At 72.5% G+C, this 18,193-nt stretch carries 16 protein-coding genes and 1 pseudogene; 10 read left to right on the top strand and 7 right to left on the bottom strand.

Annotated elements, in window-relative coordinates; genetic code table 11:
• The first annotated feature begins 4 nt into the window (after window positions 1-4).
• From leuD to ACIBBH_RS14365, 3 genes are all read left to right on the top strand, one after another.
• The gene (gene leuD, locus ACIBBH_RS14375) at window positions 5-598 is read left to right on the top strand and encodes a 3-isopropylmalate dehydratase small subunit (protein ID WP_399404549.1); all 594 of its coding nucleotides are present in this window, start codon (window positions 5-7) and stop codon (window positions 596-598) included.
• Between the two features lie 284 nt (window positions 599-882).
• Window positions 883-1,113 carry a hypothetical protein gene (locus ACIBBH_RS14370; protein WP_399404548.1) on the top strand — a complete coding sequence of 77 codons (231 nt, stop codon included), beginning with the start codon at window positions 883-885 and terminating at the stop codon, window positions 1,111-1,113.
• Between the two features lie 138 nt (window positions 1,114-1,251).
• Window positions 1,252-1,902 carry an HU family DNA-binding protein gene (locus tag ACIBBH_RS14365; RefSeq protein ID WP_399404547.1) on the top strand — a complete coding sequence of 217 codons (651 nt, stop codon included), beginning with the start codon at window positions 1,252-1,254 and terminating at the stop codon, window positions 1,900-1,902.
• A 76-nt stretch (window positions 1,903-1,978) separates the two neighbouring features.
• Here the strand turns inward: ACIBBH_RS14365 and ACIBBH_RS14360 are convergent, their stop codons facing one another.
• Together ACIBBH_RS14360 and cofC are read right to left on the bottom strand one after the other, a co-directional pair.
• Window positions 1,979-2,203 carry a hypothetical protein gene (locus ACIBBH_RS14360; protein ID WP_399404546.1) on the bottom strand — a complete coding sequence of 75 codons (225 nt, stop codon included), beginning with the start codon at window positions 2,201-2,203 and terminating at the stop codon, window positions 1,979-1,981.
• 9 nt (window positions 2,204-2,212) lie between these two features.
• Window positions 2,213-2,851, bottom strand: coding sequence for a 2-phospho-L-lactate guanylyltransferase (cofC, locus tag ACIBBH_RS14355; RefSeq protein WP_399404545.1), 639 nt, complete (start codon window positions 2,849-2,851; stop codon window positions 2,213-2,215).
• A 162-nt stretch (window positions 2,852-3,013) separates the two neighbouring features.
• Here cofC and ACIBBH_RS14350 point away from each other — a divergent pair, with 162 nt between their 5' ends.
• The 3 genes from ACIBBH_RS14350 (at window position 3,014) to ACIBBH_RS14340 (ending at window position 6,013) form a co-directional block, all read left to right on the top strand.
• Window positions 3,014-3,778, top strand: a complete 765-nt coding sequence (locus ACIBBH_RS14350) for a lysophospholipid acyltransferase family protein (protein ID WP_399404544.1) — start codon at window positions 3,014-3,016, stop codon at window positions 3,776-3,778.
• On the top strand, window positions 3,775-4,785 hold the full coding sequence (locus ACIBBH_RS14345) for an NAD(P)H-dependent glycerol-3-phosphate dehydrogenase (protein WP_399404543.1): 1,011 nt from the start codon (window positions 3,775-3,777) through the stop codon (window positions 4,783-4,785). Before ACIBBH_RS14350 ends, ACIBBH_RS14345 begins: the two co-directional genes overlap by 4 nt.
• Before the next feature lie 70 nt (window positions 4,786-4,855).
• A complete protein-coding gene (locus ACIBBH_RS14340; protein ID WP_399404542.1) occupies window positions 4,856-6,013 on the top strand; it encodes a D-alanine--D-alanine ligase family protein in 1,158 nt (385 codons plus the stop codon).
• Between the two features lie 17 nt (window positions 6,014-6,030).
• Here the strand turns inward: ACIBBH_RS14340 and ACIBBH_RS14335 are convergent, their stop codons facing one another.
• On the bottom strand, window positions 6,031-6,558 hold the full coding sequence (locus ACIBBH_RS14335) for a DUF3515 domain-containing protein (RefSeq protein ID WP_399404541.1): 528 nt from the start codon (window positions 6,556-6,558) through the stop codon (window positions 6,031-6,033).
• Window positions 6,559-6,578: 20 nt separating this feature from the next.
• Window positions 6,579-6,812, bottom strand: a complete 234-nt coding sequence (locus ACIBBH_RS14330) for an Lrp/AsnC family transcriptional regulator (RefSeq protein ID WP_003997603.1) — start codon at window positions 6,810-6,812, stop codon at window positions 6,579-6,581.
• 218 nt (window positions 6,813-7,030) lie between these two features.
• Between ACIBBH_RS14330 and ACIBBH_RS14325 the strand changes: the two genes are divergently transcribed.
• Together ACIBBH_RS14325 and thiD are read left to right on the top strand one after the other, a co-directional pair.
• Complete coding sequence (locus ACIBBH_RS14325; RefSeq protein ID WP_399404540.1) at window positions 7,031-7,996, top strand: thiamine-phosphate kinase; 966 nt, start codon at window positions 7,031-7,033, stop codon at window positions 7,994-7,996.
• On the top strand, window positions 7,993-8,778 hold the full coding sequence (gene thiD, locus ACIBBH_RS14320; RefSeq protein ID WP_399404539.1) for a bifunctional hydroxymethylpyrimidine kinase/phosphomethylpyrimidine kinase: 786 nt from the start codon (window positions 7,993-7,995) through the stop codon (window positions 8,776-8,778). Before ACIBBH_RS14325 ends, thiD begins: the two co-directional genes overlap by 4 nt.
• 88 nt (window positions 8,779-8,866) lie before the next feature.
• Here thiD and rpmB read toward each other — a convergent pair whose 3' ends face one another.
• The gene (gene rpmB / locus ACIBBH_RS14315; RefSeq protein WP_009190838.1) at window positions 8,867-9,052 is read right to left on the bottom strand and encodes a 50S ribosomal protein L28; all 186 of its coding nucleotides are present in this window, start codon (window positions 9,050-9,052) and stop codon (window positions 8,867-8,869) included.
• A gap of 257 nt (window positions 9,053-9,309) precedes the next feature.
• On the opposite strand from rpmB, the gene ACIBBH_RS14310 reads away from it, so the two are divergent.
• Window positions 9,310-11,007 (top strand): DAK2 domain-containing protein, encoded by a 1,698-nt coding sequence (locus tag ACIBBH_RS14310; protein ID WP_399404538.1) that lies wholly within the window; start codon window positions 9,310-9,312, stop codon window positions 11,005-11,007.
• A 5-nt stretch (window positions 11,008-11,012) separates the two neighbouring features.
• Here the strand turns inward: ACIBBH_RS14310 and ACIBBH_RS14305 are convergent, their stop codons facing one another.
• Both ACIBBH_RS14305 and ACIBBH_RS14300 read right to left on the bottom strand, forming a co-directional pair.
• Window positions 11,013-13,952 carry a tetratricopeptide repeat protein gene (locus ACIBBH_RS14305; protein ID WP_399404537.1) on the bottom strand — a complete coding sequence of 980 codons (2,940 nt, stop codon included), beginning with the start codon at window positions 13,950-13,952 and terminating at the stop codon, window positions 11,013-11,015.
• Window positions 13,949-15,801, bottom strand: a pseudogene (locus ACIBBH_RS14300) (HSP90 family protein). The gene ACIBBH_RS14305 and the pseudogene ACIBBH_RS14300 overlap by 4 nt, the downstream one beginning before the upstream one ends.
• Window positions 15,802-15,967: 166 nt before the next feature.
• Here ACIBBH_RS14300 and recG point away from each other — a divergent pair.
• Entirely contained in the window at window positions 15,968-18,187 is a 2,220-nt protein-coding gene (recG, locus tag ACIBBH_RS14295; RefSeq protein WP_399404536.1) for an ATP-dependent DNA helicase RecG, read from the top strand.
• Window positions 18,188-18,193 lie beyond the last annotated feature (6 nt).

Below are 18,193 nucleotides of genomic sequence, written 5' to 3'. Positions count from 1 at the left end.
AGTCATGGAAGCATTCACCACGCACACCGGCCGGGCCGTCCCGCTGCGCCGCAGCAACGTCGACACCGACCAGATCATCCCTGCTCACTGGCTCAAGAAGGTCACGCGGGACGGGTTCGAGGACGGGCTGTTCGAGGCCTGGCGCAAGGACGAGTCCTTCATCCTCAACCGGCCCGAGCGGCAGGGCGCGACCGTCCTGATCGCCGGTCCCGACTTCGGCACCGGCTCCTCCCGGGAGCACGCCGTCTGGGCGCTGCAGAACTACGGCTTCAAGACCGTGATCTCCTCCCGCTTCGCCGACATCTTCCGCGGCAACTCGCTGAAGAACGGCCTGCTCACCGTGGTGCTGGAGCAGAAGGTCGTGGACGCGCTGTGGGAGCTCACGGAACAGGACCCGACTGCTGAGGTCACTGTTGACCTTGAGGCTCGTGAGGTTCGTGCGAACGGCATCACCGCCTCCTTCGAGCTGGACGAGAACTCCCGCTGGCGGCTGCTGAACGGGCTGGACGACATCTCCATCACGCTCCAGAACGAGGCCGACGTCGCCGCGTACGAGGCCAAGCGCCCGTCGTACAAGCCGCGGACGCTCCAGCTCTGACCCCGGCCCGCGCCCGGCCCGGTCCCCGGCCGGGCGGGGCGAGTTTCGGCCACCGCATCACCCCCTCTGTACCCCCGATCGCCACGATTGGGGGTACAGCCATGTCTGGACCCGAACGACCCCTCGCCCGACCGGTACGGCGCTCAACTTCCCACGTTACGAAGGTGGTTGCCTGGGTACGCGAGATGTGGGACCGCGGCTTCCGGATGGGCCCGGAAGGCTCTTTGGGGCGGTAGTTGCACCCTGGGCAGGCGACAACTCGCCCCAGATGGCACAATCTGTGCATGGAACACGACGGCCAACTCCAGCTCTATGCGGCGGTCGCGGACCAACTCAAGGAAGCGCACGCAAGGGTGCGCGCACTGCAAGTCCCGGAGGGCGTACGGATGGCGCTGACCCGGAAGCTGCTGGTCATTACGGCCGCGGCCAAGCACGATCTCGCCGACGCGGCAAGGCGGCTCGATCGGTTCACCGCGGACCTCGACGAGGGGCGCATCCCCGAAGAGGACCGCTGAACAAGATCCGAGCCGGCCGAGTCCGTTGCGGCACAAGGGTGATTAGCCCGTTTCGTGTTTGATTTGCGGTATATATCTGCCTAACGTGCGAAAAAGCTTGAACACTTTCGTTCTGGCGATGTCTCCGAAGGGGAAGACGTGAACAAGGCGCAGCTCGTAGAAGCGATTGCCGACAAGATGGGTGGCCGCCAGCAGGCCGCCGATGCTGTCGACGCGGTCCTGGACGCCATCGTCCGCGCGGTCGTCGGCGGAGACCGGGTCTCGGTCACCGGCTTCGGGTCCTTCGAGAAGGTGGACCGCCCCGCCCGCTACGCCCGCAACCCCCAGACGGGCGAGCGGGTTCGGGTCAAGAAGACCTCTGTGCCGCGCTTCCGTGCCGGTCAGGGCTTCAAGGACCTGGTGAGCGGCTCGAAGAAGCTCCCGCGCGGCGGCGAGGTCGCCGTCAAGAAGGCGCCGAAGGGCAGCCTCCAGGCCGGCGGCGCCGCCGCGACGGTCAAGAAGGCCGCCGCCAAGAAGACCACGGCCAAGAAGGCCGCGCCGACGGCGAAGAAGGCCGCGGCGAAGAAGACGACGGCCAAGAAGACCACGCCCACCGCCAAGAAGACCACGGCGAAGAAGTCGACCGCCAAGACCACCGCCGCGGCCGCCAAGAAGACCACGGGCACGAAGGCCGCCGCCAAGAAGACCACGGCCAAGAAGGCCCCCGCGAAGAAGGTCACGGCCAAGAAGGCCCCGGCCAAGAAGTCCTCCGCACGCAAGACCACCGCCAAGAAGGCCACCGCCCGCTGAGGCGCACGGGCACAGGGCACTCACGCGCCGGGCCGGACTCCCCTCGGAGCCCGGCCCGCGGCGCGTTTTCAGGCGTTCAGAAGGTCTGCAGCGTCACCAGCGTGATCCGGAGGCCCTCTCCGGTGCCCTCCGAGGGCTGAGCCACCGGCTCCGTCTCGATCCGCACCCGCTGCCCGGGCCGCAGCAGCCGCAGCCCGCCCGCGTCGAACGCCGAGGCGTCGAAAGCCACCGGGGTGCCGTCGTCGAGCAGCACCTGCCCGCTGCGGGTCTCGGGGTCGTACGTGTACGCGGTCGCCTGCATGCCAGCACCCTACTGCCCGGGGATCAGGAGCCGCGCGGTCACCGTCGCCGTGTGCGGCCCCACCCCGAGGGCCAGGGCCGCCCGCAGGTCCTCGCCGGTGTCCACGTCCTGGCGGACCGTATCCACCGCGTCCAGCAGGAGTTCCGAGGCGCCGGAGGCGCGGTGCCGGGCGCGGGAATCCAGGCCGAAAGCCGGGTGCAATTCATGGCCGGGGGCTGCGGCCAGCAGAGTGGTGCCGACCTCGGCCGCGTCGGGGAGAAATGCGCGGGGGAATTCCGCGGCCGCGGACAGGACGCGGGACAATTCCGGCGGGCGCAGGGCCGGCAGATCGGCGTTCAGGGCCGCGAGCGGGGTTTCCGGACGCGATGCCCGCACGGCTTCGGCCGCGTGCGTCAGAGCGGCGTTCAGGCCGCCGGCCGGTTCGTCGGGGACGATCCGGGCGCCCAGCGCCGCCAGCTCCCGGCCGGCCAGTGCGTCGTTGGTGACGACCGCCACATCCGCCACCGACGGACAGGCCAGCGCGGCCGCCACCGTGTCCTGGGCGAACGCGAGGGCCAGCCCCGGTCGCAGCCCGTCGGCGGCGGTGTCCGCCAGCCTGCTCTTGGCCCGCGCCAGGGGCTTGAGGGGTATGACCAAGGTCCACTGCACCGACGTACCGTCCCTTACTCGTCGCGCTCATTGTCACCCGGGCCTACCGGCAGCCCCGGTGGCGGGGCGTACGGTGTTCTCGACAGACCGGCGGCCGGGGGCGACACTTGTGCGGCCCCGGCCCTGGTGGCAGCCCTAGAGGCCCTAGAGGAAGGTGTCCGCGTGCCCCGCCGCAGAATCGGCTTCTGGTACCGCTTCGCCGCGGTGATCTGCAAACCGCCCCTGGTGGTTCTGGTCAAGCGGGACTGGCGAGGAATGGAGCACATTCCGGCCGAGGGCGGATTTATCACCGCGGTGAACCACAATTCCCACCTGGACCCCTTCGCGTACGCCCACTTTCAGTACAACACCGGACGGGTTCCGCGATTCCTGGCGAAGAGCGGCCTTTTCAAGAAGGGATTCGTCGGCGCCGCGATGCGCGGCACCGGACAGATCCCCGTCTACCGCGAGTCCACCGACGCGCTCAGCGCCTTCCGGGCCGCGATCGACGCCGTGGAGCGGGGCGAGTGCGTTGCCTTCTACCCCGAGGGCACCCTCACCCGCGACCCGAACGGCTGGCCCATGACCGCCAAGACCGGTGCCGCGCGCGTGGCGCTGCAGACCAAGTGCCCGGTCATCCCGGTCGCCCAGTGGGGCTGCAACGAACTGCTGCCGCCGTACGCCAGGAAGCCGCATCTCTTCCCGCGCAAGACCCACCGCGTGCTGGCCGGCCCCCCGGTGGACCTCTCGCGCTTCTACGGCAGGGAGATGACCGCTGACGTCCTGAAGGAGGCCACCGAGGTCATCATGGCGGCCATCACCCGCCAGCTGGAGGAGATCCGCGGCGAGAAGGCGCCCGAGACGCCCTACGACCCGCGCCGGGAGCGGATCGAACAGCGGCGCAGGACGCGAGCGCAGACCGGACGGGAAGAGGAGAGCGCCAAGTGAGCGAGTCGGTCAAGGCGGCGGTCTTCAGTGCCGGTTCGTGGGGCACGGCCTTCGGGATGGTGCTCGCCGACGCCGGCTGCGAGGTCACCCTGTGGGCCCGCCGGTCCGAGGTCGCGGACGCGATCAACTCCACCCGGACCAACCCCGACTATCTGGCCGGTGTGGAGCTGCCGGAGAACCTGCGGGCCACCACGGACGCGGCCGAGGCCCTCGCGGGCGCCGACTTCACGGTCCTGTCGGTGCCCTCCCAGACCCTGCGCGACAACCTCGCCGAGTGGACGCCGCTGCTCGCCCCCGGCACCGTCCTCGTCTCCCTCATGAAGGGCGTCGAACTCGGCTCCACGATGCGGATGAGCGAGGTCATCGAGGACGTCGCCAAGGTCGGCCGGGACCGGATCGCCGTGGTCACCGGGCCCAACCTGGCCCGGGAGATCGCCGCCCGCATGCCCGCGGCGGCCGTGGTCGCCTGCACCGACGAGGCGGTCGCCCAGCGGCTCCAGGCCCATTGCCACACGCCGTACTTCCGGCCGTACACCAACACCGATGTCGTCGGCTGCGAACTCGGCGGCGCGGTCAAGAACGTCATCGGGCTGGCGGTCGGCATCGCCGACGGCATGGGCCTGGGCGACAACGCCAAGGGCTCGCTCATCACGCGCGGGCTCGCCGAGACCACCCGGCTCGGCGTGGCCCTCGGCGCCGACCCGCTGACCTTCTCCGGCCTCGCGGGCCTGGGCGACCTGGTGGCCACCTGCTCCTCGCCGCTGTCCCGCAACCACACCTTCGGCACCAACCTCGGCAAGGGCATGACCCTGGACGAGACCATCGCCGTCACCAGGCAGACCGCCGAGGGCGTCAAGTCCTGCGAGTCGGTACTGGATCTGGCCCGCCGGTACGGCGTCGACATGCCCATCACCGAGATGGTCGTGGGCATCGTGCACGAAGGCAAGCCTCCGGTGGTGGCGTTGAAGGAGCTGATGTCGCGCAGCGCGAAGCCGGAACGACGCTGAGCGACGCCGTCCGTTCGGCCCGCGACGGACGCTGTCTCCGGGCCCTACCACCGGGTACCCTCATCGCGATATGAGCACCGAGAACCTCCCCCAGAGCCCTGAGCAGCCGTCCCGCAAGCCGCGCGTGGCCGTAGTGTTCGGCGGGCGCAGCTCCGAACACGGGATCTCCATGGTCACGGCGGGCGCCGTACTGAGCGCCATCGACCGGACGAAGTACGACGTCCTGCCGATCGGCATCACCAGGGAGGGCCGTTGGGTGCTCACCGCCGACGAGCCCGAGCGCATGGCCATCACCGAGCGGCGCACGCCCAGCGTCGAGGAGCTCGCGGAGCCGGGTGAGGGCGGCGTGGTGCTCCCCGTCGACCCGGCCAGCCGCGAGGTGGTCTACAGCGAGCCCGGCTCCGTGCCCAAGGCCCTCGGCGAGGTCGACGTGGTCTTCCCGGTACTGCACGGCCCGTACGGCGAGGACGGCACCCTCCAGGGCCTCCTGGAGCTCTCCGGCGTCCCGTACGTGGGGTCGGGCGTGCTCGCCTCGGCCGTCGGCCAGGACAAGGAGTACATGAAGCGGGTGTTCACCTCCTTCGGGCTCAAGGTGGGCCCGTACGTGGTGATCCGGCCGCGCGAGTGGCGGCAGGACGAGGCGGCCGCCCGCAAGAAGATCGTCGACTTCGCCGGCGAGCACGGCTGGCCGCTGTTCGTGAAGCCCGCGCGCGCGGGTTCGTCGATCGGCATCACCAAGGTCGACGACTTCTCCGGGCTCGACGAGGCCATCGCCGAGGCCCAGCGGCACGACCCGAAGATCCTCGTGGAGGCCGCGGTGCGCGGTCGCGAGATCGAGTGCGGGGTGCTGGAGTTCGAGGACGGGCCGCGTGCCTCCGTGCCCGCCGAGATCCCGCCGCCGGACGCGCACGCGTACTACGACTTCGAGGCGAAGTACATCGACTCCACGCCCGGCATCGTGCCCGCCCCCCTCACCGACGAGGAGACCGCCGAGGTGCGGCGGCTCGCGGTGGACGCCTTCGAGGCGGCCTCCTGCGAGGGCCTGGTCCGCGCGGACTTCTTCCTCACCGAGGACGGCGAGTTCGTGATCAACGAGATCAACACGATGCCCGGCTTCACGCCCATCTCGATGTACCCGCAGATGTGGCAGGCGACCGGGGTCTCCTACCCCGAGCTGGTGGACCGGCTGGTGCAGGCGGCGCTCGGGCGGTCGACCGGGCTGCGGTAGCCGGCTCTCCGGAGCGGTCAGGTGGTGGAGGCGATCCCCCTGGGGATCGCCTTCTTGATGGCGGCGGCCAGGTCGACGAGGACCGTCGCGCTGTCCTGCTCGGGCACCGGCTTGGGCAGGGTCACCTGCACGTACGCCGCACGCTTGGCCGTGGTGAACCGGTACGTCCCGTCGTCCTGCTTCTCCATCAGCCAGTCGACGCCGTTGACCCCGCCGCCGACCGCGTCCGGGTCGGTGCCCTGGGCCACCTCGGGGTCGACCATCTTGGGCGGCCGTTCGACACCGCAGCGCAGTATGATCGCCGGGCTTCCCCAGCCCGCCGTGAGGGCGGACCGGGGCTCGGGGTCGTTGCGGCTTCGGCCGTCCACCTTCCGCGGCAGCACCTTGTGCAGGTTCCGGCACAGCTTCGCCGTCTTCGCGTCGGGGCTGGGAACCGCCACGGTGGCGCTGTCGTCTGCTGATGAGCAGCCCGCGACGGTGATCAGCAGGGCGATGAGCGCGGGCAGGCCGGCGATGATGCCGTGCCGGTGACGGAAGATGTTCACCGGCCAAGGGTAGACGGGGGCTACAGATGCACGACCGGGCAGGTCAGGGTGCGGGTGATGCCGTCCACTTGCTGGACCTTCGCGACCACCATGCGGCCGAGGTCGTCGACGGTGTCGGCCTGGGCGCGCACGATGACGTCGTACGGTCCAGTCACGTCCTCGGCCTGGATGACTCCAGGGATCTTGCTGATCGTCTCGGCGACGGTCGACGCCTTGCCGACCTCCGTCTGGATCAGGATGTACGCCTGTACCACGGAACCTCCAGGGCGGCCACGAGGATCATGTGGGGAAAAGGAACGCCACGGTATCGCGTCGCCGGTCGCCGCGGGGAGACCCGCGGAGACCGTGACCCACGCGCCGGGGTACGGGCACGACAGGAGTTGGCGGTCACCACGACCGTAACGGGGGCCAGGATGACGCGCGAGCGGGTACGGACAGGCGTACGGCCAGGCACAGAAGGGGCTGAAGGGCAATGAAGGGCACTGTGGGTGAGCTAGGTGAGTTCGGGCTCATCCGGGAGCTCACCTCCCGTCTCACCACCACCCCGGCGGTCCGGGTCGGCCCCGGCGACGACGCCGCGGTGGTCGCCGCCCCCGACCGCAGGGTGGTCGCGAGCACCGACATCCTCCTGGAGGGGCGGCACTTCCGCCGCGACTGGTCCACGGCGTACGACGTGGGCCGCAAGGCGGCCGCGCAGAACCTCGCCGACATCGCCGCCATGGGCGCGGTGCCGACCGCGCTGCTGCTCGGCCTGGTCGTGCCCGCCGAACTCCCGGTCACCTGGCCGAGCGAGCTGATGGACGGGCTGCGCGACGAGTGCCAGGTGGCGGGGGCCTCCGTGGTCGGCGGTGACGTGGTGCGCGGCGACACGATCATGGTGTCGATCACCGCGCTCGGCGACCTGCGCAACCAGGAGCCGGTCACCCGGGCCGGCGCCCAGCCCGGCGACCTCGTCGCGGTGACCGGCTGGCTGGGCTGGTCCGCGGCCGGGTACGCGGTGCTCTCCCGCGGCTTCCGCTCGCCGCGCGCCTTCGTCGAGGCCCATCGGCGCCCCGAGCCGCCCTACCACGCCGGTCCGGCCGCCGCCGGGCTGGGCGCGACCGCCATGTGCGACGTCAGCGACGGCCTCATCGCCGACCTCGGGCACATCGCGGAGGCCAGCAAGGTCCGCATCGACATCCGCTCCGGTGCCATCGACATCCCGACCCAGATGAACGACATCGGTCAGGCCGTGGGCGTCGACCCGCTGCAGTGGGTGCTGACCGGGGGAGAGGACCACGCGATCGTGGCGACCTTCCCGCCGGACGTGAAGCTGCCGGCCCGCTGGAAGGTGATCGGCGAGGTGCTCAACCCCTCGGCGCTGCCCCAGGTCACGGTCGACGGGGCGCCGTGGACCAGCAAGGGCGGCTGGGACCACTTCGGGGACATCGAGTCATGATCCCCACGGTCCTCACGGTGGCGGGCTCCGACTCCGGCGGGGGCGCGGGTGTCCAGGCCGACCTGAAGACGATGCTGGCGCTCGGCGTGCACGGCATGAGCGTCATCACGGCGGTCACCGCGCAGAACTCGCTCGGCGTCCAGGGCGCCTGGGAGCTGCCGGTGGCGGCCGTGCGGGCCCAGTACCGCAGCGTGGTCGACGACATCGGCGTCCAGGCCGTGAAGACCGGGATGCTCGCCTCGGCGGAACTGGTCGAGGCGGTCGCCGAGTTGATCGCCGGGACGGACGCACCTGCGGTCGTGGACCCGGTGGGCGTCTCCAAGCACGGGGACCCGCTGCTGGCGGCCTCCGCGCTGGACTCCGTACGCGAGCGGCTGCTGCCGGCGGCGACGGTGGCTACTCCGAACCTGGACGAGGTGGCCCAACTGACGGGGGTGCGGGTCGAGTCCGAGGAGCAGCTGCGTCAGGCCGCGGCGGCCGTGCTGGGGTACGGGCCGCGGTGGGTGCTGATCAAGGGCGGGCATCTGTCCGGCGATGCCGTAGACCTGCTGACGGACGGTTCCGAGGAGCACTGGCTGCGGGCAGCCCGGCACGACAACCGGCACACGCACGGCACGGGGTGCACGCTGGCCTCGGGGATCGCGGCGGGGCTCGCCAAGGGGCGGTCGGTGCCGGAGGCGGTGGCCGAGGCGAAGGAGTACGTCACCGGGGCGATCGCGGCCGGGTTCGCGCTGGGGGCGGGGATCGGGCCCGTGGATCACGGGTGGCGGTTCAGGAACTGACCTACGGGGGTACGGCAAAAAGCCGGCCCACCCGAGGGCGGACCGGCTCAGTGCAGCGAACCGACAGTGGCGCGCGCTTGGCTGTGCGTCAGCGCGAGACCTTGCCGGCCTTGATGCACGAGGTGCAAGCGTTCACGCGCTTCGGCGTCCCGCCGACCACGGTACGCACACGCTGGATGTTCGGGTTCCAGCGGCGGGACGTACGGCGGTGCGAAAACGAGATGTTGTTGCCGAAGCCCGGCCCCTTGCCGCAGACGTCGCAGTTGGCAGCCACGGGTCACTCCAAAGACTTCAGATGCACTTACGGTTGATCCCGGCATGCCGGGATCGAGATCGTCAAACCTGAGATCCTGAGTGGCGCTGCCAGGGGAATGGCCCGATCGGATCGGGCAACCGGAGCAGCATACAACGGCTGCACCCGTGCAACGAAACTACCATGGCAGCTCAGGGGCCCGCTCCGGCCCTCTTCCGGCGGACACCGGTCCTGGGTCTACGCTGCGTCCCACGTCCAGCCAGCTCAGGGAGGCGCAGGTGGCGCAGGTGCCGCAGACATTCTTCGATGCTCTCGCGGTGCGCACCTGGTGCGGTCTCGCGCTGCGGGCGCTGGGGCGCTCGCGTGAGGAGATCGACGCGATCAACGTCTATCCGGTGGCGGACGGCGACACCGGCACGAACCTGTACCTGACCCTGGAATCGGCGGTGGCGGCGGTCGAGGCCGTGTTCGACGGCCACAAGGCGGGCTCCGGAGGGCCCCGGAAGGACTCCGGGGAGGCTTCCCCGGGGGCCGGGGTGCCGTCGCTGGCGGACGCCGTCCACGCGATGGCGCACGGGGCCCTGATAGGGGCCCGCGGCAACTCGGGGACGATCCTGGCGCAGCTGCTGCGCGGCATGGCGCAGGTGCTCGCGGCCGAGGGTGAGGCCTCTCACACCGACGGGCAGGGGCTGCGGCTCGCCCTGCGCCGGGCGGCCGACTCCGCCCGGCAGGCCGTGGCCCACCCCGTGGAGGGCACGGTCCTGTCCGTCGCCTCGGCCGCCGCCGCCGCCGCCAACGGTGTCGCGGGCGACTGCGGGACGGTCGCGCGGGCGGCCTACGAGGGGGCGCGTACGGCACTGGCGGCGACCCCGGGCCAGCTGGCCGTCCTGGCGCGGGCCGGGGTGGTCGACGCGGGCGGGCGGGGGCTGGTGGCGGTGCTGGCGGCGCTGGTGGAGACGTTCACCGGGGAGACACCGGCGGCGGCTTCGGAGGCGTACGCGCGCGTGGAGCCCGTTTTTGAGCCGGACGGGTGCGGCGAGGCTGCCGGGACAGGCGGGCCCGCCTACGAGGTGATCTACCTGCTGGAGGCCGAGGACACCGCCGTGGACCGGCTGCGCGAACGGCTCGACCGGCTCGGGGACTCCCTCGTCGTGGTCGGCGGGGACGGGCTGTGGAACGTCCATGTGCACGTCGACGACGCGGGCGCCGCCGTGGAGGCCGGCGTCGAGGCCGGGCGGCCGTACCGGATCCGGATCACCCACTTCGGGGCCGGGGACGTGCACACCGGCGCCGGGCGGCCGTCCCGGGAGCGGGCCCAGCGCGCCGTCGTGGCCGTCGTGCCCGGCGAGGGCCTGGCCGGGCTGTACGCCGAGGCCGGCGCGACCACCGTGCTGGCCCGCCCCGGCGAGCCGCCTGCCAGTGGGGAGATCGTCCAGGCGGTGCGGCGCGCCCACGCGCACGAGGTCGTGCTGCTGCCCAACGACGCGGAGCTGCGCCACACGGCGGCAGCGGCGGCCGAGCAGGTCCGCACCGAGGGCGTCCGCGTCGCCCTCATCCCGACCCGCTCGGCGGTCCAGGGCATCGCCGCGCTGGCGGTGCACGAGCCGGACCGCCGCTTCGACGAGGACGTCGTCCAGATGACCTCGGCGGCGGGCGCCACCCGCTACGCCGAGGTCGCCGTCGCCGAAGCCCAGTCCTGGACCACGGCCGGCATCTGCCAGGCCGGCGACGTGCTGGGCCTCATCGACGGCGACGTGGCGGTGATCGGCTCGGACGTCACCGCCACCGCCGAGACCGTCCTGGACCGCATGCTCCGGGCCGGCGGCGAACTGGTCACCCTCGTCCTCGGCGACGAGGCGCCGGAGACCGTCGCCGAGCATCTGCAGGCACGCGTGCGGGAGACGTACCTCGCCGTCGACACGGTGGTGTACCGGGGCGGGCGGCAGGGGGCGCTGCTGCTCATCGGGGTGGAGTAAGGGGCTCACGCCTCCGGGTCCGCCGGCAGCAGGTCCAGCAGCTGCTCCGCCTCCGCCCGCCGGGCCTGTACGGTCTCGTCCGCGCCGGCCGCGTCCTCGTACGCCTCGTGGGCCGCGTACGCCGCCAGCACCGCACGCGCGCGTGCCGCCGCGTCGGCGGGGCGGCTCAGGGCGGCCTCCAGCCGGCCCGCGGCCAGTTCGGCGCCGGTACGGCTGTGCAGGGCCCCCGCGCCCAGCGGAGCGAACACCGTGATCGCCCGCGCCAGCTGGGACAGCGCGTCCTCGAACGCGGCACGGGTCGCGGTGTCCTCGGCGTCCTCGGGTGCCGAGCGGGCCAGCAGGTCGCCGTACTGCCGGTGGGTGTGGCCGAGTTCGGCGGTGAGCCGCTTCCGGGCCTCCGGGTCGTCCGCCGCCGCCAGCGCCGCCGCGCACTCCCGGACCGCGTCCGCCATCAGCTCCCGCGCCCCGTCGAGCCCACCCTCGGTGCGCAGCGCCAGCCACGCGCGGGCGCGCAGACTGCGCACCAGGCCGTGGACGTTGCCCAGGGAGCGCCACAGGTCGCCCGCGCGCGCGTAGGCCTGGTCCGCGTCGGCGGGCAACCCGGCCTGCCCGAGGGACTCGGCGGCGAGGTGGGCGAGGGTGGCGTGGTCCTGCTGCTCGGGCCAGTGCCGGGCGATCTCGGCGGCCTGGAGGCGGTGCTCGGCGGCCGCCCGGTGCTCGCCCAGCTCGCTCAGGCAGTCTCCGAGCCACCACCGCGTCTGCACGATCGCGCCGTCGCCGTGCGTCTCGGCGGTCAGGTCGGGCAGCGCCGACTCCAGTACCTCGGCGGCCTCCGCGTACCGGCCCTGCCGCAGCAGGAAGCCGCCCAGCTGGTGGCGTGCCCAGGCACCGAGCGTGGTGCCCTCGCCGGCCTCGTCGGCCCAGTGCGCGGCCTGGAGGGAGTGCTCCGCCGCCTCCTGAGCGTCACCCCGGCCGCCGACCACCTCAGCGAGCTGGAGGTGCAGCTGCGCCTGCCCGGTCGCCTCCAGGTACGGCCCGCCGTGCTCCAGGGCCGCCCGCAGCGCCCGTTCGGCCTCCGCCATGTCGCCCTGCTCGTGGGCGAAGGCGGCCACCCGCACCTCGTACTCCACCGCGAACCACGGCAGGCCCGCCTCCACGAACTGCCGCGTGGCCCTGCGGAACAGCTTCGCGGCCGTCTCCACGTCCCCGGAGTGCTCCGCCAGCTCCGCCAGCATCGCCCGCGCCTCGGCGGCCCGGGACGCCAGCCGCACGTCGCCCCCGACGTGTCCGTCGACGAGCGCCAGCACCTCCCGCACCGCCCGCTCGGCGGCCTCACCCGCGTCCCGCGGGCCCTCGTGCGTCCGGCGCATCAGGATCCGCGCCCGGCTCATCAGCACGGACGCCACCTGCCGTACGCCGGTGGCGTCCTCGGCGTACAGGGCGAGGACCTTGTCGTACGGCTCGGCGACCGCCGCGACCGCCTCGTCGACGTGACCGGACAGGGCGCGTACGTAGGCCGCACGCGCGCGTGCCGCCAGCGCCTCGCCGGGATCGCCCGCCTCCGCGTACAGCTCGGCGGCCCGCTCGAACAGCCCGGCGCCCTCGGGGCCGTGGCCCATCGCCTCGTGGTCGGTGATCTCCGCGCGGTCCCGCGGGTCCAGCTCGACGCCCTCGGCGGCCCGTGCGACCGCCGCCCACGCCTGCAGGGCGTGCGGCTGGAGGGTGTCCGACAGCCGCCGCGCCTCGGCCAGCAGCGCGGGCAGCTCCGGCTCGTCCGCGGCCGCGGCCGGAGCGATCGCGGGGACCGGCCGGGCCAGGGGGGTCGGCGCGGCGGCCGTGCGCACGCCCAGCGGCAGCCGGTCCACCAGCGGGCGCTGTGCCATACGCGCGCGTGCCCGGTCACCGACGTACGAGGTCCCGTTGCGCCGGTCGAACCGCGCGGCCAGGTCGAGGGCCTCCGCGCGCGCGTGGGCGGCGAGTTCCCGCGCGGTCCACGCCCGCCCGGCCGGGCCCGGCACCCGCTGCTCGCCGAGACCCAGCTCGGTCAGCCGGTCCATGAGCAGGGCGACCACGGTCATGAAGTCCAGCCGGCTGCTCGGATCGCCGGTGTCCGTGAAGTACGCCGGCCGCTCCGCGAGCAGCTCCAGGCCGCGCGCCTCGTTGCCGGTCAGCGCGCAGAACTCCACGTGGTCCGCGTACGCGCCGCGCATGCTCTCCATCGGCCGCACCAGCCGGAAGCCGCGCAGATGGTGGGCGCGGGCCTCCGCCACGCGGCCCAGCCTGAGCAGCGGCGCCAGGGAGGAGGCGAGGACGCTGTGCGGCTCGTGGGCGCAGCTGTACTCGCCCTCCAGGACCGGCCGCCACAGTTCGAGGGCCTCCGCGTCCCGGCCCCGCTTGACCTGCCACGTCCCCTGCCCGTGCAGCTCGCAGGCGTGGCAGTCGGCCATCCGGTCCCGGTCGGCGGCCAGCCACGCCGAGTACGCCCGCTCGGCGCGCTCCAGGTCCCCGGTGTGCGTGGCGACGCTGAACTCGGCGCTGCGCACGGCCCGCTCGGAGTGTCCGGCCAGCCGATAGCGGTGCTGCATCTCGCCGAGCCACTTCTCGATGGAGGCGAGCGGGACGTGCGGCTGGTCCAGCATGCCGGCCGATACCCACTTGAAGACCCAGTGCAGCGAGTGCGCCTCGTATTCGTCGAAGTCCTCGGGCCGCTCGTCCCACATGCGCAGCAGCCGCGCGAACGGGACGAACATCTTGTCCTTCTCGGAGCTGTAGTTGTACACCTTCAGCTGGTGCCCGAGCGCCTCGATCACGGCGAGCGGGATGTCCAGCTTCTCCGCCTCGGCCAGCAGCTGCTCCGCGCGCGCGTTGCGGGCCGGGCCCTCCGGCTGTTCGGAGTTCTCCGCCATCGCCCGGCGAAGCGCGTCGAAGTCCGTGACCCCGGTCATCGGCGATCGTCCTCCCCGTGTGCGGATTCCCCGTGGGTTGCCCATTCCAGGAGGCCGATGAACGCCCGGTTGAGCAGCGCGGAGTCCGCGGGCCGCAGGGGGCGCTGCGCCATCAGCAGCGCCTGCCCGTACAGCGACTCGGTCGCGGTGCCGATCAGTTCCGGATCCTTCAGGGAACTGATCCGCCGGATCAGCGGGTTGAGGTGGTTGAGCACCAGACGCGCGCGCGGGGCGCTGCCGCGCAGCGAGCCGAGGATGCCCGCCCACAGGTCGTCGGCCTGCGCCTGAGCCTCCGCGCGGGCCTGCTCGTGGCGGGCCGCCCGGTCGTCCAGGTGCAGCGCGGGCACGGAGAGCGGGTGGAAGGCGCGCAGGACGACGTCACAGCCCAGCGGGTCGAGTTCGGCCCGCGCGGCGGCCAGGAATCCGGACAGGGCCAGCTCCTCCGCCGGGTCGACCGCGTCCAGGTGGGCGGTCACGGTGTCCGCGTCCAGCTCGGCGACGACCGTCCCCGGGCGCACCGACGGCAGCGCCTCGACCAGCTCGCTGTCGTAGGTGTAGCCGCCGTTGACCACGCCGACGCCCTGCGCGGAGGCGATCGGCGCGACCTGCCGGTACTCCTCGACCGTCCGCGTGAAGTGCACCACCGGGTGGCGCTGCGCGAACTCCTCCAGGGACAGCTGCCCGTCGGTCGTCTCGAAGGGGAGCCACGGCAGCATCGTGCGCAGCATCTCCTTGTCGTGCCGGGCGAGGGACTTCACGCCCAGGTGGTGCACGGACAGGAACGCGGCCAGCCGTTCCGGATCGCCCGCCGCCAGACCGGTCAGCCAGGACCGGATCCTTTCCCCCAGGGCTTCGCGTACGGCCGCGAGGGTCTCGTCCTCGTACAGCGACTCGCGCGAGGCCGTGGGCCTGAGGCTGTCGGTGTCCAGGACGCAGCGCACGAAGAACGCCCAGTCCGGCAGCAGCTGTTCGGCCCGCTCGGTCAGCAGCATGCCCTTCAGGTGCACGCGGTGGGTGGCGCGCTGGGCGGGGCTGACCGCCGACGGCAGCACGTACGCCACCCCGCGGATACCGGCCGGCGGCACGTCCAGCTCGATGGAGTCCAGCGGCGTGAAGCCGAAGGTGTCGTGGCAGTGCCGGGCCAGGGCCACCCGGCGGGTCGCGGGGGAGGGGTAGGGGCGGTCCCAGGGCGCGGGCAGGTCGGTGACCGCCTCGTCGCCCACCCGGACGTCGTACGGCAGCAGCGAGCCGAAGTCCCGCGCGAGGGCGAGGACGCGCTCGGGCGAGAGCCACTCCCCGGCGCCCGCCCGTGCGATCAGGTGCACGGTGGTGCCCGGTTCCGGCCGGGCTTCGTCGGGCAGCGTCCGCACGGTGTAGGAGCCGTCGTCGCTCGCCGTCCACTCCACGGGCGGCGCGTCGGGCGTACGGGCGCTGCGGCTGACCACCCGGATCCGCTCGGCGACCACGAAACAGGCCAGCAGGCCGATGCCGAACTGGCCCAGGAAGTCCGAGCGGGCCTCCTGCAGCCCCTCCGCGCGCTTGGAGCTGCGCCCGATGGTCGCCAGCAGGCTGTGCACGTCGGACTCGGTGAGTCCGACGCCGGTGTCCTCCACCCGCAGGGCGGCACCCCCTCGGGAGTCCGCGTACAGCCGTACCCGCGCCGGGGCGCCGGGCTGCTCGGCGTGCCGGGCGGTGATCGCGTCCACCGCGTTCTGCAGCAGCTCGCGCAGGTAGACCTTGGGGCTGGAGTAGAGGTGATGGGAGAGCAGGTCCACCAAACCGCGCAGGTCGACCTGGAAAGTAGAGGTGACTGGGATGCCTGGGATGACTGTGAGGTCTGGGAGTCCATCGTCGCAGCGCCGGTGGGGGGAGGAGCTTCGGCGCGGGGTCGGGCGGTCCCTTGGTGGGGCGGTGACCGCGGGGATGGCCGGAGCGCGCCATCCTAGGGCCCGAACAGCCCGCCTGACCAGGGGTTTCCCGGGACGTATACGGCATTGTCAGTGTCGTGGTGTGCAATGGATCTCGTGCCCGCACTGGAAGAACCACTGAAACAACCACTGAAGTCAGTGCTCGGCCCCGCCACCGCGAAGGTGATGGCCGAGCACCTCGGCCTGCACACCGTCGGCGACCTGCTGCACCACTACCCGCGCAGATACGAGGAGCGCGGGCAGCTCACCCACCTCGCCGACCTGCCCATGGACGAGCACGTCACGGTGGTCGCCCAAGTCGCCGACGCCCGCCTGCACACCTTCGCCTCGTCCAAGGCCCCGCGCGGCAAGGGCCAGCGCCTCGAAGTCACCATCACGGACGGCAGCGGCCGGCTCCAACTGGTCTTCTTCGGGCACGGCGTTCACAAGCCCCACAAGGAGCTGCTGCCGGGCACGCGCGCGATGTTCGCGGGCAAGGTCTCGGTCTTCAACCGGCGGCTCCAACTGGCCCATCCGGCCTACGAGTTGCTGACGGGGGACAGTGAGGGGAGCGTCGAGACCTGGGCCGGAGCCCTCATCCCCCTCTACCCGGCCACCGCCAGACTGGAGTCCTGGAAGATCGGCAAGGCCGTCCAGACGGTCCTGCCCCACGCGCAGGAGGCGCTCGACCCCCTCCCGGACTCCCTGCGCGAGGGCCGCGGCCTGGTCTCCCTCCCCGAGGCCCTCCTCAAGATCCACCGCCCGCACACCAAGGCCGACATCGCCGACGCCCGCGCCCGCCTCAAGTGGGACGAGGCCTTCGTTCTCCAGGTCGCCCTGGCCCGTCGCCGGTACGCCGACGCCCAGCTCCCGGCGGTCGCCCGCACACCGCTCCCCGACGGCCTCCTCACGGCCTTCGACGACCGCCTCCCCTTCACCCTCACCGAGGGCCAGCAGAAGGTTTCCCGGGACATCTTCGCCGACCTCGCCACCGAGCACCCCATGCACCGGCTGCTCCAGGGAGAGGTGGGCTCCGGCAAGACCCTGGTCGCCCTGCGCGCCATGCTCGCCGTCGTCGACTCCGGCGGCCAGGCCGCGATGCTCGCGCCCACCGAGGTGCTCGCCCAGCAGCACCACCGGTCGGTCACCGAGATGATGGGCGAGCTGGCCGAGGGAGGCATGCTGGGCGGCGCGGAGCACGCCACCAAGGTGGTGCTGCTCACCGGCTCGATGGGCGCCGCCGCCCGCCGCCAGGCGCTGCTCGACCTCGCCACCGGCGAGGCCGGGATCGTCATCGGCACGCACGCGCTGATCGAGGACAAGGTGCAGTTCCACGACCTCGGGCTGGTCGTGGTCGACGAACAGCACCGCTTCGGCGTCGAGCAGCGCGACGCCCTGCGCGGCAAGGGCAAACAACCGCCGCACCTGCTCGTGATGACCGCCACGCCGATCCCGCGCACGGTCGCCATGACCGTCTTCGGCGACCTGGAGACCTCCGTCCTCGACCAGCTCCCGGCCGGCCGCTCGCCGATCGCCAGCCATGTCGTCCCGGCCGCCGACAAACCCCACTTCCTGGCCCGCGCGTGGGAGAGGGTGCGCGAGGAGGTGGAGAACGGCCATCAGGCGTACGTGGTCTGCCCGCGCATCGGGGACGAGGAGGACGACCCCAAGAAGGCCGGCAAGAAGAGGTCCCCCGAGGACGAGGCCGAGAAGCGCCCCCCGCTCGCGGTCCTCGACGTGGCCGAACAGCTCACCAAAGGTCCCCTCCAGGGGCTCAGGGTCGAGGTTCTGCACGGCCGTATGCACCCCGACGACAAGGACGCGGTCATGCGCCGCTTCGCCGCCGGCGACAGTGACGTCCTGGTGGCCACGACCGTCATCGAGGTCGGCGTCAACGTCCCCAACGCCACGGCGATGGTGATCATGGACGCGGACCGGTTCGGCGTCTCCCAGCTCCACCAGCTGCGCGGCCGCGTCGGCCGTGGCTCGGCGCCCGGCCTGTGCCTGCTGGTCACCGAGATGCCCGAGGCGAGCGCCGCCCGCCAGCGGCTGAACGCCGTCGCCGCCACCCTCGACGGCTTCGAGCTCTCCCGTATCGACCTCGAACAGCGCCGCGAGGGCGACGTCCTCGGCCAGGCCCAGTCCGGCGCCCGCTCCAGCCTGCGGGTCCTCGCCGTCATCGACGACGAGGAGATCATCGCCGAGGCCCGCGCGGAGGCGGCGGCGGTCGTCGCGGCCGACCCGGACCTGGAACGGCTGCCGGCGCTGCGCACCGCCCTGGACGCCCTGCTGGACGAGGAGAGGGAGCAGTACCTGGAGAAGGGCTGACAGACT

It is taken from the genome of Streptomyces sp. NPDC051636 (assembly GCF_044453765.1).
Taxonomy (GTDB): Bacteria; Actinomycetota; Actinomycetes; order Streptomycetales; family Streptomycetaceae; genus Streptomyces.
This window is presented reverse-complemented; position numbering and strand designations above follow the sequence as displayed.